This window comes from Flavobacterium gelidicaeli (genome assembly GCF_013294005.1).
Classification (GTDB): Bacteria; Bacteroidota; Bacteroidia; order Flavobacteriales; family Flavobacteriaceae; genus Flavobacterium.
In genome coordinates, this window is the sequence record NZ_JABSNK010000006.1 from 14,878 (window position 1) to 28,618 (window position 13,741).

General features: G+C 31.7%; 9 protein-coding genes. 3 read left to right on the forward strand and 6 right to left on the reverse strand.

Annotation, left to right across the window (positions count from 1 at the left end; translation table 11 throughout):
• Positions 1 to 132: 132 nt before the first annotated feature.
• Positions 133 to 945 carry a tetratricopeptide repeat protein gene (locus HNP99_RS10505; protein ID WP_173853337.1) on the forward strand — a complete coding sequence of 271 codons (813 nt, stop codon included), beginning with the start codon at positions 133 to 135 and terminating at the stop codon, positions 943 to 945.
• 311 nt (positions 946 to 1,256) lie between these two features.
• The gene (locus HNP99_RS10510) at positions 1,257 to 2,174 is read left to right on the forward strand and encodes an AraC family transcriptional regulator (RefSeq protein ID WP_173853338.1); all 918 of its coding nucleotides are present in this window, start codon (positions 1,257 to 1,259) and stop codon (positions 2,172 to 2,174) included.
• 1 nt (position 2,175) lies between these two features.
• On the opposite strand, the gene HNP99_RS10515 is transcribed toward HNP99_RS10510, so the two are convergent.
• Entirely contained in the window at positions 2,176 to 2,550 is a 375-nt protein-coding gene (locus tag HNP99_RS10515; protein WP_173853339.1) for a DUF779 domain-containing protein, read from the reverse strand.
• Between the two features lie 66 nt (positions 2,551 to 2,616).
• Entirely contained in the window at positions 2,617 to 4,122 is a 1,506-nt protein-coding gene (locus HNP99_RS10520) for an aldehyde dehydrogenase family protein (protein ID WP_173853340.1), read from the reverse strand.
• A 263-nt stretch (positions 4,123 to 4,385) separates the two neighbouring features.
• Between HNP99_RS10520 and pheT the strand changes: the two genes are divergently transcribed.
• Positions 4,386 to 6,806 (forward strand): phenylalanine--tRNA ligase subunit beta, encoded by a 2,421-nt coding sequence (pheT, locus tag HNP99_RS10525; protein ID WP_173853341.1) that lies wholly within the window; start codon positions 4,386 to 4,388, stop codon positions 6,804 to 6,806.
• Between the two features lie 127 nt (positions 6,807 to 6,933).
• On the opposite strand, the gene HNP99_RS10530 is transcribed toward pheT, so the two are convergent.
• The 4 genes from HNP99_RS10530 to HNP99_RS10545 form a co-directional block, all read right to left on the reverse strand.
• Complete coding sequence (locus tag HNP99_RS10530) at positions 6,934 to 7,488, reverse strand: fasciclin domain-containing protein (RefSeq protein ID WP_173853342.1); 555 nt, start codon at positions 7,486 to 7,488, stop codon at positions 6,934 to 6,936.
• A gap of 300 nt (positions 7,489 to 7,788) precedes the next feature.
• Entirely contained in the window at positions 7,789 to 9,951 is a 2,163-nt protein-coding gene (locus HNP99_RS10535) for an OmpA family protein (protein ID WP_173853343.1), read from the reverse strand.
• Positions 9,952 to 9,961: 10 nt separating this feature from the next.
• Complete coding sequence (locus HNP99_RS10540) at positions 9,962 to 10,888, reverse strand: PorP/SprF family type IX secretion system membrane protein (RefSeq protein ID WP_173853344.1); 927 nt, start codon at positions 10,886 to 10,888, stop codon at positions 9,962 to 9,964.
• Between the two features lie 27 nt (positions 10,889 to 10,915).
• The gene (locus HNP99_RS10545) at positions 10,916 to 13,564 is read right to left on the reverse strand and encodes a gliding motility-associated C-terminal domain-containing protein (RefSeq protein ID WP_173853345.1); all 2,649 of its coding nucleotides are present in this window, start codon (positions 13,562 to 13,564) and stop codon (positions 10,916 to 10,918) included.
• Positions 13,565 to 13,741 lie beyond the last annotated feature (177 nt).

Here is a 13,741-nt window from a genome sequence, read left to right on the forward strand (position 1 = left end):
TTTCAAACAAATCTTTCTGAGCATTGTAGTCAAAATACAGTTTTTTTTTATTAAAATAATTTAACTATTTTTGAATATAATAGAAACCGATTTTAAAAAACAGATAACTTTAATAATAGTAAAACAAATAACATGAGGATTCTAACGCTTTTAGTTTTATTTATAACCACTTTTAGTTTTGCACAAACGGAACTAATAGACAACACTAGTGTTCAAATTGATACGGTAAGGTATAAAGGAATTCGAAACAGAATTAAAGACCAAACTTATTTCATAAATATGAATCCTTCAGCAGAGAAATATTTTAAAAGAGCACAGCTAAAAACACAAATTGATGATTACAAAGGTGCGATAGAAGATTATGATCTAGCTGCTAAAATGGCTCCCAATGAAATAACCATTTATTATAATAGGGCTGCTGCCAAAGAAAGAATAAACGATTTAGAGGGTGCTTACAATGATTTTACAAAAACAATTGAGTCAATGTCTAATAATGAATGGGGCTGGCATGATAGGGCATTAATTGAGATTAAACAAAAAAAATACAACGAAGCCGAAAAAGATTTAGAGAAAGCATTATCGTTAAAACCAAACTGGGAAATAGCAGTATTCAGTAAAGGATTGTTGTATCAAGAGCAACAAGATTTTGATAAAGCAATAATATTCTACACACAAAGTTTAGCTCTTAATCCAAACAATTACTTAGCATTAAACAACTTGGGTTTTATTTATTTCAGCCAAAAAAAATACGATTTGGCTATTTCAAAATATTCAGAAGCAATAGTACTTAATTTAAACTATTTTAATGCTTATAGAAACAGAGCAGATGCTAAAATTGCCAAAAAAGATTTTCAAGGTGCCTGTCAAGATTTGAATATTGCATCAGGACTAGGAGATAAAAAAGCAGAAAAAATTTTAAATGATGTTTGCAAGAAAAGTAATTGATTGTTTTAACCTCTAATGTGATTAAATAGAAATCATTACCTTGATTTTTAATAAAAGTATTTAATAATAAAAAACATCGCTTAGAAGTCATACCAATACCGTTAAAAACACCCAAAACAGAATTACTTTTAAAATAAATTCAAACTAAAATAATTAATAATGTAAGTGTTTTTCAGGTAATAAATTTGAGTACTTAAAAAATAAAAGGGAAAACTATTTCTTGAATATATTATTTAGATATAACTACAAAATGTTTTTGTAATACATTTATTTTCAGTAAGTTTATAGATCAATTTTCATACGTTATATTTATGAATCGCAGCTATATCTCTCCTCCAAGTTTGTCAAATGAAAAGTCCTTAAAAACTTTAGTTGAAAATAGAACGGTTTATAATTTAAACCACTGTGAATTAAATATTTTTGAGACTTATAAAGATGCTACTTTAGTTCCATTACAATTTAATGATTTAGTGGTGACGAGCATGTTAAGAGGTAAAAAAATAATGCACCTATTTGACGATCCTTGTTTTGAGTATTTACCAGGCGAAACAGTGGTGATTCCGTCAAACGTAGAAATGAAAATTGATTTTCCTGAAGCAACTAAAAGTAATCCTACGCAATGCTTGGCTTTGGCGATAGACCAACAAAAAATCACAGCAACTTTACACTTTTTAAACGAGCGCTATCCTAAAGAAGGCAACAATCAGTTTTGGCATTTAGACTACCACAATTATTATTTTTATAACAATATAGAATTAGCAACTACCATCAATAAATTAGTAAAGGAATGTATGGGTACGTCCATAACAAAAGACATTTTAGCTGATTTGACCTTACAAGAATTATTGATTAGAATAATACAAACACAAACAGCAAAATCAATTGATGATGGAGTAATAACAGACTCTAATGCTCCAATAACTCAGGTAATAGAATACATTCGTTTAAATTTACGTGAAAATATCAGTTTGAAAAATCTTAGCGAAAAAGCATGTATGAGCACAACTTCATTTTATCGTTTCTTTAAAAGAGAATTAGGAATGACTCCTATAGAATTTGTAATTAAAGAAAAAATTAAATGTGCAAAAAAACTGCTTAAAAACCCTACGATACAAATAAATGAAGTTTGCCATTTATCAGGATTTGAAGACAGTAATTACTTTATTAGATTGTTTAAAAAGCATGAAGGCATTACCCCTAAACAATACCAATTATTGTATGTAAACTGAATTATTCAATGTAGTGAATAGGTGTTAAATTTTGTTCTTCTTCTGGTGTGAAAATTCGGTATTCAATTTGGAACGTTTTCTTTAATGGCGTTTCTAAAGAGAATCCGCCAACACCAAAAGCATCAATAACTTTTAAGGTAAAATGAGCATGTTTCCAGTATTCAAATAAGTCTTTATCCACCCAAAACGCTACTTCTTCGATAGTTCCAATGCATACATCACCCATTCGTTGGTAAAAACCTCCCTTTTCAAAACACTGTGGCTGCGATCCCTCACAACAACCTCCTGCTTGATAAAACATCAATTCCCCATGTTTTTCTTTAAGAATAGCTATTAGTTCAATAGCTTCTTTTGTAGCATCAATTCTTCTAATCATTTGTTTATTTTAAATTATATTTTAAGATAAAAGGCAAGCTTACACCTGCCTTTTTTGAATCATTTACTAAAAGAAACCTAATTTCTTTTTGTCGTAAGAAATCAACATGTTTTTAGTTTGCTGGTAATGTGCAAGCATCATTTTATGATTTTCGCGACCTATACCAGATTGTTTGTACCCACCAAAAGGAGCACCCGCAGGGTAAGAATGGTATTGATTAACCCAAACGCGACCTGCTTGAATTGCTCTTGGAACTTGATAGATTTCGTGTGCATCTCGAGTCCATAAACCCGCGCCTAAACCATACATAGTATCATTTGCAATAGCGATAGCTTCCTCAGTAGTTTTAAAAGTTGTAACTGCTAGAACAGGACCAAAAATTTCTTCTTGAAAAATACGCATTTTATTATTCCCTTTGAAAATCGTAGGTTGGATATAATATCCTCCTGCAAGATCTCCATCCATTTTATATTGATCGCCACCAGTCAACAGCTCAGCTCCTTCTTCCTTACCTAATTTTAGATAAGACATAATTTTTTCTTTTTGTACCAATGAAGCTTGGGCTCCCATCATTGTAGTTCTATCCAATGGATTCCCCATTTTTATAGCCTTAGTTCTTTCAATTACACGTGCCATAAATTTTTCATAGATATCCTCATGAACTAATAAACGGGAAGGACTAGTACAAATTTCTCCTTGATTTAAAGCAAATAAAACAGCTCCTTCAATGGCTTTATCAAAGAAGTCATCATCAGCATCTCCAACAGATTTCATAAAAACATTAGGAGACTTCCCTCCTAGTTCCAGCGTCACCGGAATAATATTTTCAGTGGCATATTGCATCACTAAACGTCCTGTAGTGGTAGAACCTGTAAAAGCTGCTTTAGAAACTTTTTTATTAGTTACCAAGGCGCGTCCTAATTCTGCACCAAAACCATTTACAATATTCAATACTCCTGGAGGCAAAATATCACCTATTAATTCCATTAAAACTAAGATGGAAATGGGTGTACTTTCTGCTGGTTTTAATACTACAGTATTTCCTGCAGCTAATGCAGGTGCAATTTTCCAAACGGCCATTAATATGGGAAAATTCCAAGGAATAATTTGTGCAATAACGCCAAGAGGTTCACTCAAAGCAATTGAAATACTTTGTGAATCTAGTTCTACAATTGAACTTTCCTCAGCTCTAATCACTCCTGCAAAATATCTAAAATGGTCAATTGCCAACGGAATATCAGCAGCTAGCGTTTCACGAATCGCTTTTCCGTTATCGACCGTTTCTACCGTAGCGATGTATTCTAAGTTATCTTCTATTTTTTGCGCAATCTTATTCAATAAATTACTTCTCTCTGTGGCTGATGTTTTTCCCCAAGTTTCAAATGCTTTATGTGCAGTATCTACTGCTAGTTCTAGGTCCTCTATATTAGAATGTGCTGCTTGAGTGAATACTTTTCCGTCAATTGGAGAAACTACATCAAAGTAATTTCCTTTTATAGGAGCTACGAATTTACCTCCTATGTAATTGTCATACTTTGCCTTAAATTCAGGTCTTTGTGCTATATTGCTCATACTTCTCTATTTTAATTTACCCAAATTTACTTTGAATAATAATACATCTATAGCATTATCTATTCACTTAATAGCATAAAATTTCCATATTCGTTTTTTTAACCTTATTTTATTATTTAATTAGTAAAATAAATACTTAAAGTATAAGATATTATTTTTGTAGAAAGTTTTTTAATACTACAAAATTGACATAAAAAACAAAAAAAATAGTTTCTTACTACAAACTGCAATCCTTATATTTGCAATCTTATTAAAAATGACAGATGAAAATATCTTATAACTGGTTAAAACAATTTATTAAAACAGACTGGAATTCTGAAGAGACAGCAGCTTTACTAACCGACTTAGGTTTAGAAGTAGAAATGGTTGAAAAATATCAATCTATAAAAGGTGGATTAGAAGGAATTGTAGTAGGACATGTGCTTACTTGCGTTCCTCATCCTGATGCTGACCGACTAAAATTGACGACTGTAGATATAGGAACCGGTACTCCTATTCAAGTAGTATGTGGAGCTGCCAATGTTGATGCGGGACAAAATGTACCAGTGGCAACAATAGGAACTGTTTTATACGATAAAGAAGGTACTGCTTTTACTATCAAAAAAGGTAAAATTCGCGGTCAGGAAAGTCACGGTATGATTTGTGCTGAGGATGAGCTAGGTTTAGGAGAAAGTCATGATGGAATTATGATTCTTGACGCAGCACTAGTTCCTGGGACAAAAGCTGCCGAAGTTTTTAAAGTAGAGAATGACGAAGTATTTGAAATAGGCTTAACGCCAAATCGTGCAGATGCCATGAGTCATTTAGGTACTGCTCGTGATTTAAGAGCGGGCTTACTGCAAAGTGGTATTAATGTAGAGTTAATTACGCCATCTGTAAGTAATTTTAGAATAGACATGCGTACCCTTAAAATAGATACTGTAATCGAGGACACACAATTAGCGCCAAGATATTGCGGAGTTACTATATCAGGGATTACAGTAAAACCTTCTCCACAATGGCTACAAGATAGATTAAAAGCTATTGGATTAAATCCAAAAAACAATATAGTAGACGTTACAAATTACGTTTTACATGAACTAGGACAACCATTACATGCTTTTGACGCTGCGAAAGTAAACGGGAAAATCATTGTAAAAACATTAGAAGCAGGAACAAAGTTCACTACTCTTGATGATGTAGAACGCACATTACATGAAGAGGATTTAATGATATGTGATGAAAAAGGCCCATTGTGTATCGCAGGAGTTTTTGGTGGTAAAAACTCTGGGGTTTCTGAGCATACTAATGCAATATTTTTAGAAAGTGCTTATTTCAATCCTGTAAGTATTCGTAAAACTGCAAAAAGACACCAATTAAGCACTGACGCTTCATTTAGATTTGAAAGAGGTATCGACCCAACAATCACTGCTTATGCTTTGAAACGTGCAGCTTTATTAATTCAAGAGGTTGCCGGTGGAGAAATCACATCTGATGTTAGTGATGTTTACCAAAAGAAAATTGAAGACTTTGCTGTATTCTTAAACTTTTGTAATGTTAAGAAAATCATTGGTCAAGAAATCCCAAAAGATACTATCAAGCAAATCTTAGTATCCTTAGATATTAAAGTTAATAGCGTATCTGAAACTGGATTGGGGCTTACAATTCCTTCATACCGTGTGGATGTACAAAGAGAAATTGATGTTATCGAAGAAATATTAAGAGTTTACGGATACAACAACATTAGTTTTTCAAAAAAATTCAATGCTACCGTTGCTAACTCCCCTCGTAATGAGGACTATAAATTGCAAAATATTATTGCAACGCAGTTAAACTCACAAGGTTTTCACGAAATGATGGCTAACTCGCTAACTACGGCTAGTTATGTACAACTTTCGGATACTTTAAAAGAAGAGCACAATGTTACTATGTTGAATCCTTTGAGTAACGACCTAGCAACAATGCGTCAGTCATTATTATTCTCAGGATTAGAAGCTATCTCTTATAATATAAACCGAAAAAATAGTGATTTAAAATTATTTGAATTCGGTAAAACATATCATAAGTTTTTATCAGGATTTGAAGAACACAAACATTTGTCTGCTTTTATCACTGGAAATAGAAATCAAGAAAGCTGGACCAACACTCAAAAACCAACAGATTTCTTTTTATTGAAAGGATACGTTGATGCTGTATTAGCACGTTTTGGAATACAAAAAACGCAAAATAGCCCAGTTACCTCTGATGTGTTTTCAGAAGGAATCGCAATTGGAACTGGTCACAATGCTTTGGTAGAATTTGGTTTAGTAAAAAAATCAATTTTGAAACATTTTGGAATAAAACAAGAAGTTTATTATGCTGATTTTAATTGGGACATCCTTTTGAAAGCTGCTGCCAGCAAAATAAAATTTACTGATATTCCGAAATACCCAGAAGTACGTAGAGATTTAGCGTTGCTAGTTGATCAAAGTGTAAATTACGATGCAATATTCGCTTTAGCAAAACAAACAGAGAAAAACCTATTGAAAGACATTAATTTATTTGATGTTTACGAAGGAAATAATTTACCTGAAGGAAAAAAATCTTACGCATTAAGTTTTACAATTCAAGATACTTCTAAAACATTAACCGACGCTCAAATCGATAAAATTATGGGTAAGTTGCAAAAAGTTTTTGAAACTGAATTAGGAGCTACGTTGAGATAAAGGCATTCGTTCTAAATATAAAAATCCCAATTCTATTAATTTAGAATTGGGATTTTATTTTTTAAAATAAAGAGCCTTGAATAATTATCAAGACTCTTTATTATTTGCAATAACCTTTAACTAATTCTTAGTTTTTAGGTAATAAAACAGCATTTACTACGTGAATAACACCGTTTGATTGATTAACATCAGCGATAGTTACTTCAGCCATCCCCCCTTTTTCATCTGTGATGTATAGTTTTTTTCCTTTCATCCAAGCTGTTAAAGTTCCGTCACTTACTGTTTTAAGCATTGCTTTTCCATTTCCTTCTTTTATTGCTTTTGCAATATCAACTGCGTTCATTTTTCCAGAAACTACGTGGTAAGTAAGTATTGTTTGTAACATTTTTTTATTCTCAGGCTTCAATAGTGTTTCTACTGTTCCTGCAGCTAACATATCAAAAGCTGCATTAGTAGGAGCAAAAACTGTAAACGGTCCCATTCCTTGTAAAGTTTCAACTAAATCTGCCGCTTTTACTGCTGCAACTAATGTAGTGTGGTCTTTAGAGTTTACAGCATTTTCGATAATGTTTTTAGAAGGATACATTTCTGCCCCACCTACCATTACTGTTTTTTGTGCGAATGAAGTTGCTCCGAATGCTAATGTTAAAAATGCTACTGATAAAAATTTTCTTGTTTTCATGATTGTAATTATTAAGTTATATAAAAGCATTTACGCCAAAACTTAACTTATGGTTTTAAATCAGTGAAAAAAAATAATATAATACCAAAACCAATGTAATATAGCCTAACTTAATTTCTACCAAATCGAGCAAAGACAAAATGCAATAGTGGTTCACTAAATCGCTTGAACTAACAATTAAATTATTTAAAAATAGTATCATGAAAAAGCTGACTTTGAAACCCAAAAAAAGGTAGTAGGATTATACAATCCAGCTACCTTTTTTTTAGGAATAATAAACTATTTTTTTGCTTTAGATTATTACAAGTTTAAAATTACAAACTCACTTCGTCTATTTAACTCATGTTGTTCTTCAGTACAAGAATCACTTGGCTCACATTTTTCAATTTGAACCGTTTCACCATAACCTTTTGCAATGACTCTTTTATCAGCTATTCCTTGATCAATAAAATACTCCTTAGTCGCATTTGCACGTTGCTCAGAAAGGTTCATATTGTAATTAGCATTTCCTCTATTATCAGTATGTGAGCCTATTTCTATAACCATCTCAGGGTATTTCTTCATCAGTTCAATCACACGGTTTAAAATAACTTTAGAATCCCTACGAATGTACCATAAATTGTAATCAAAGTAAATAGGATCTGTTTTTATAACCATACGGTCTTTAACTTTAACAACATCTTTCTCTTTAGAAACAAGTGCTTCAAGTTTTTCTTTTTTCTGAATTATTGCTTTTTCAACTTCGCGTTTATCAGCTAGTACTTTATCTTTCTTTTGTTGTAAAAGTGCTATTTCGTCTTCTTTTTTCTTTTTTTCCAGTACCACTAAAGCTGCTTTGTCTTTAGCTTCTTGAGCCAGTTTAGCTTCTTTTTCTTTTTGCTCAAGTGCTACTAATTCTTCATTTTTAATAATCTCAAGAGAACGTAAAATCATTGAGCCATCGTTTTCTTTGTCTCTTATATTATCAATACGCAGTATCATAGACTTATTAGTAAACTCCTCTTTGCTTGCATGGATTGTATAACTAGTTTCGCATGGCGAAAGCAAATTAAATTTTCCATCTGCAGCAGTAACAAAACGTTGAATTTCTTCATCTTTATCATTTTTCAATACGACTAACGCATTATCTAATGGTTTTTTTGAATCAAAATCAGTGATTACACCTGCAATATATTGCTTGCAATTTTCAATAAGCAAAGGCAGCGTCTCTATTAATTGATAAATATCATCACTTCCTTTACCACCTTTTCTATTTGATGAAAAATAACCTTCTTTGGTTTTTGAGTCAATTGTAAAGGCAAAATCATCGTAACCAGAGTTTAATGGAAGTCCTACATTTTGAGGTTTCTTAAAATCGTTGTTTTCAAATTCACTTACAAATACATCCAGAGAACCGTATCCTTCATGTCCATCTGAAGAGAAATATAATTTACCGTCTTGAGCAAAAAAAGGAAATTGTTCTTTTTTTGGCGTATTTATAGTTGTTCCTAGATTTTTTGGTGTACCAAAAGTTTTTCCGTTAATACTCACGCTATATAAATCGAAGGAACCTAATGTTCCCGGCATATCAGAAGCAAAATACAATGTCTTTTCATCAACACTTAAAGCGGGATGTTCTACAGAATAATCTTCGCTATTGAATGGTAAAGCAACCGCTTTAGTCCATTTATCGTCTACTAATTCTGATCTAAAAATTTGTAATGTAGAAACTTTTTTATCGTTTTTAGCTTTCCCCCAATTAGTGAAATTATTTCTCGTGAAATACATTGTTTTACCATCTTTTGTAAAGATAGCATTAGCCTCATGTACTGGAGTATTTATTTTTTTAGAGAAAAAATTTGCAGCAGAATCAGCAGCGTTTTGATTCTTAATTGCAATTGTAACTAAATTCAAATACGACTCATTATTCCATTTGAAGGTTTTACCAAATAAAGGAATATTTTTTCTCACCGCAGAGAAAACTAATTTATCACCAAGTTTAATAGCTCCAAATTCAGACTTCTCGGTATTAAAAGCTAAATTCTTAATTTCGAATCGGTTTCCAATTGCTGATACATTCTCTAAAATTTTAGCTTCTTTATTGAATTTTGCTAAAGCATCAGAATCCTTATTAGAAACTAAATAATCATGAATTAATGTATTAGCAGCTTCATATTTCCCTAGACCTTTTAAAACTTGAGAATATTTAAAATAATCAGCTTCGTCAAGATCTTTATTTGAGCGATCAAATAGCAAACTGTAATAACGTTGCGCTTTGTCAAAGTTAGCTATGTAGTAATAACATTCTGCTAAATTTTTAATTACTGTATCGGCGTTATTATAAGTAACTATTTTTTCATATCTAGGAATGGCTTCGCTATACGATGTCTTTTCAAAAAAACGATTTGCTCTTTGTAAATTTCGATCTTGGGCATTTATAGATTGTATTAAAAACACAATTATTAGGAGTAATATTCTTTTCATATTTTTCATTTTAGAAGAATCGTGGTGATTTATCATATCCTTTACTTAATAAATCTAAATCAAACAGTAAAAAAATCTCGTGTGTTCCAGAGTTGAACTGTCCAAGATTAGAAATAGTATAATCATAAGCATATCCCACACGCAAATTAGGTAATACTTTTACATTCATTAATCCGCTCACGGCATCACCTACTCTATAAGATAATCCTAATTCAAACTTTTCATTATACAAAACATTTGCAGAAACATCTAAGTTGGCTGGGGATCCTTTTACAAATTTGGTCATCAAGGCAGGCTTAAACTTAAACGATTCTGATAACGTAAAAACATATCCTCCAGTTAAAAAAACATGTAGATTTTCGGAGCCATAATTACTTATACCGGACTTTTGTTCAATATGTTTTGAATTAAAAATATTAGGAGTTGATAAACCAATGTAATATTTATCAGTAAAATAATACCCTCCAACACCTACATTTGGCTTTAGAATAGAAACGTCTTCAAAAGCAAAATCTGGCGAAGTACTCTCAAATCTAAATCCATTAAAATTTGTTTGTAAAGAAGTTACTCCTGCTTTTAAACCTAATGAAAGTTTGTGACTATTATTAAATGATAACACGTAAGCAAAATCAGCGTAGAAGTTATTTTCTTTTTTAGCACCGTCCCCAATATCATCAGAAATCATTGAAAATCCAACTTCAACTTTATCGTTTACTGGCATATGTGCAAATACAGTTAATGTTTTAGGAGCACCAACGGCACCAACCCATTGTGTTCTATACAAAGAACCTAAATTAAGTACGGATTCATCACTAGTGGCGTAAGCAGGATTTACAATATTCATGTTATACATGTATTGTGTGTACTGTGGATCTTGTTGCGCTGCTATTTTATTAATAAATAAGAAAAAACTTACTAAAAGTATTGTTTTTTTCATGAAGTCAAGTTTAGAGAAATTGTTAAATTATCGATTTAAGTACAAACGGCCTTGTTTAGGTTTGGTATTATCTTTATTAAAATTAATTACATAAAAATAAACCCCATTTGGTGCTATACCATCAATAGTACTGTGATCAGAATTCTTACCGTCCCAAGAAGGTTTGCTCTTGTTACCACTGAACATTAAGTTTCCGTAACGATTATAAATTTCTAAAGTAAAATTAGGGAAGATTAAATCAATATTTGGAATATTGAAAGTGTCATTGACCATATCGCCGTTTGGAGAAAAACCATCAGGAATAAAGAAATCGTATTTTACCGCATCACAGTCATATAAAGAAACTTCAACAGCAAGTGCATTGCTGGAATAACAACCTGTAGTGCTCAAAAAAGTAAAAGCATAATACGTTTTTTTATCTTCTAATGGATCCAATAAACTCAATTCACTACCGCCATTTAAGGCATCGAAATAAACTAAAGTTGTTACTCCTATGGCAGACTTATCAATATTATTATCAAGGTCTTGTAGCGTTGGTTTGTCTAAACCACAAAATAAACCGCTACGCTCATCTAATAAAATTGGTGCATTAGAATCATTTATTGTAACCTCCACAACTGCTCTATCAGAAACACAGCCTGAACTACTAGTCTCGCTTACATAGTAGTTATTAGATACTAAAACAACATCATTACTTAAAGCAGTAGTACTAGTTGCTGAAATAAACCATTTATAACTTGGACCATTTGGTAGTAAATCAGCAACTGTTTTATTTTCATCTTTACAATAGCTAACTTCATCCATAACGGTTGGAAGCAACGGAATTTCATTTACATTAAAATTAGTATCATTTGATAAAATTAATTCGCAACCAGTTACAACATCAGTAAACTTAGTTATATGTAAAGTATTCGCTCCTGTAGTAGCCAAGCTAGTTGCTGGAATAACAATAGTAACAGCACCGTCAACAACTGTAAATACCACGGATTGATTTGCAATTGTATTAGCTCCAGTAACATCATAATCTAAAGTAATTTGAGAAAAACTATTTAGTCCTTTTAGATTAACCTGAACATCATTACCTAAACAAACATCAGTAACAGTTACAACCATAGCTGATAAATCTATCGCTGGTTTTACAATAAAATTTTTAGTAATGTTTGAAGTATTTGTGCAGTTAGTTGCAACATTAGTAATATTAGTAATCGAAATTAGCGTATTCCCACTATTTTGTATTAATCCTGCAGCAATAGGAAAAAAACCAGTTCCTCCAACTATTGTAACGTTTACATTCTGAGCACTTATAGAATTCGCACCCGACAAATTGTACTTAATTTTATAATCCCCGTCTAAAAGATTACTTGATCCAGAAAATTTGACTAATGCATCAAAACCTTTACAAACAGGATCGATTGTCAAAGTTGCGTTATTTATATTGGGAGTAGTGAAAATATTTACTTCATCATTCAGTATACCTATATTATTACATGCCCCGAGGCTTGTTGTTTTTGCAATCTCAGTTATAGTAACATTATATTTACCAACTTGCTGAAAATTACTACGATCTATTGAAAAACTTAATACTCCATTAACAAAATTTGCAACTATACTATATACTGTAGACACTCCAGTAATACTATATTTAACATTGTAGCTTCCATTAGGTATGTTTTGTGCCCCTTGTGTTATAATAGCATTGTATTGAGCAGTTGCTATTTCATTTTCACAAATATCAGAACTTACATTTAAACTAGCTCCTGTAAAATCCAATTGTTTTTCTATAATTATATTTACACTGGATGATTTTACTATACAAATGGGATTTGTTGGAGAAACACGATAAGAAAAACTATAAGTCCCCTCTCCAAAATTATTGTAAATATTTTCAATATTTACAAAATTATCAGCACTACTTGATAATTCTGATGTCCCGTAATTATCAATCCAACTACCACCTGCATCTTCATCAATTAGCAAACTGTTTAAATCAAAATTTGTATTCAAATTACTAGAACTACAGAGCAATAAATCAGTTGGTATTCCTGAATTTGCTGCTGGAAACACTCTTACTTGTACAGTAGATTTTTGTTCGATACAAGTTCCTATTGCGGGAATAGTATAGGTGAAAGCATACGTTCCTACACCTGCTTTGTTAGCATTAAAATAATTAGCTGTTAAGGAGTTAGTCCCACTATCATCTGACCACACTCCATTTTGATGAGGACTAGGAAAATTGACCGTATTGAATGCTTGAAATAAATTATATGCCGCATCATCACTACATGCAGAGGTGATTAAAGCTTCTCCAGTATAACCACCAACAGTCACTGTAATTTTTGCAGAATTAATAGCACAACCACTCACACCAGTCACTGTATACGTATAACTGTACACTCCACTATTTTTAATGCTCTGAGCATTTAAATAACCTGTAGTTGTATTTAACCCTCCACTTAAATTGTCGTCTTTCCAAATTCCGCCAATAGTAGGAATGCCTCCTAATTGTGAGAAGAGATCAATTGTTTTACTGCTTGGGTCTGTAATATCACAAACTTCAAAATCATTATCAACACCAGCGCATTGGGCATTAGTATTGGTAGAATTTAGAAACGCATAAAAAAAGAAAAGAAAAAATATAGTTCTAAACTTTATTAAAGAAGGTAGTTTTGAGATCATAGATATTAATTGAGATGCAGTAAAAATAATCTTTTAAATGACTACATATTAAAAAAAAGTTAAATATTTTGTTAAACATCTAATTAAATCAAAATTTACATGTTAACATTTAATAAACATAAAAAGATTTAGATATATCAATCAATATCATCATATAACACTGATTACTAAAATTTA

Excerpts from the sequence above, each read along its gene's own strand:
- HNP99_RS10505 (WP_173853337.1), top strand. The coding sequence starts at position 133 with ATGAGGATTCTAACGCTTTTAGTTTTATTTATAACCACTTTTAGTTTT.
- HNP99_RS10510 (WP_173853338.1), top strand. The coding sequence starts at position 1,257 with ATGAATCGCAGCTATATCTCTCCTCCAAGTTTGTCAAATGAAAAGTCC.
- HNP99_RS10515 (WP_173853339.1), bottom strand. The coding sequence starts at position 2,550 with ATGATTAGAAGAATTGATGCTACAAAAGAAGCTATTGAACTAATAGCT.
- HNP99_RS10520 (WP_173853340.1), bottom strand. The coding sequence starts at position 4,122 with ATGAGCAATATAGCACAAAGACCTGAATTTAAGGCAAAGTATGACAAT.
- pheT (WP_173853341.1), top strand. The coding sequence starts at position 4,386 with ATGAAAATATCTTATAACTGGTTAAAACAATTTATTAAAACAGACTGG.
- HNP99_RS10530 (WP_173853342.1), bottom strand. The coding sequence starts at position 7,488 with ATGAAAACAAGAAAATTTTTATCAGTAGCATTTTTAACATTAGCATTC.
- HNP99_RS10535 (WP_173853343.1), bottom strand. The coding sequence starts at position 9,951 with ATGAAAAGAATATTACTCCTAATAATTGTGTTTTTAATACAATCTATA.
- HNP99_RS10540 (WP_173853344.1), bottom strand. The coding sequence starts at position 10,888 with ATGAAAAAAACAATACTTTTAGTAAGTTTTTTCTTATTTATTAATAAA.
- HNP99_RS10545 (WP_173853345.1), bottom strand. The coding sequence starts at position 13,564 with ATGATCTCAAAACTACCTTCTTTAATAAAGTTTAGAACTATATTTTTT.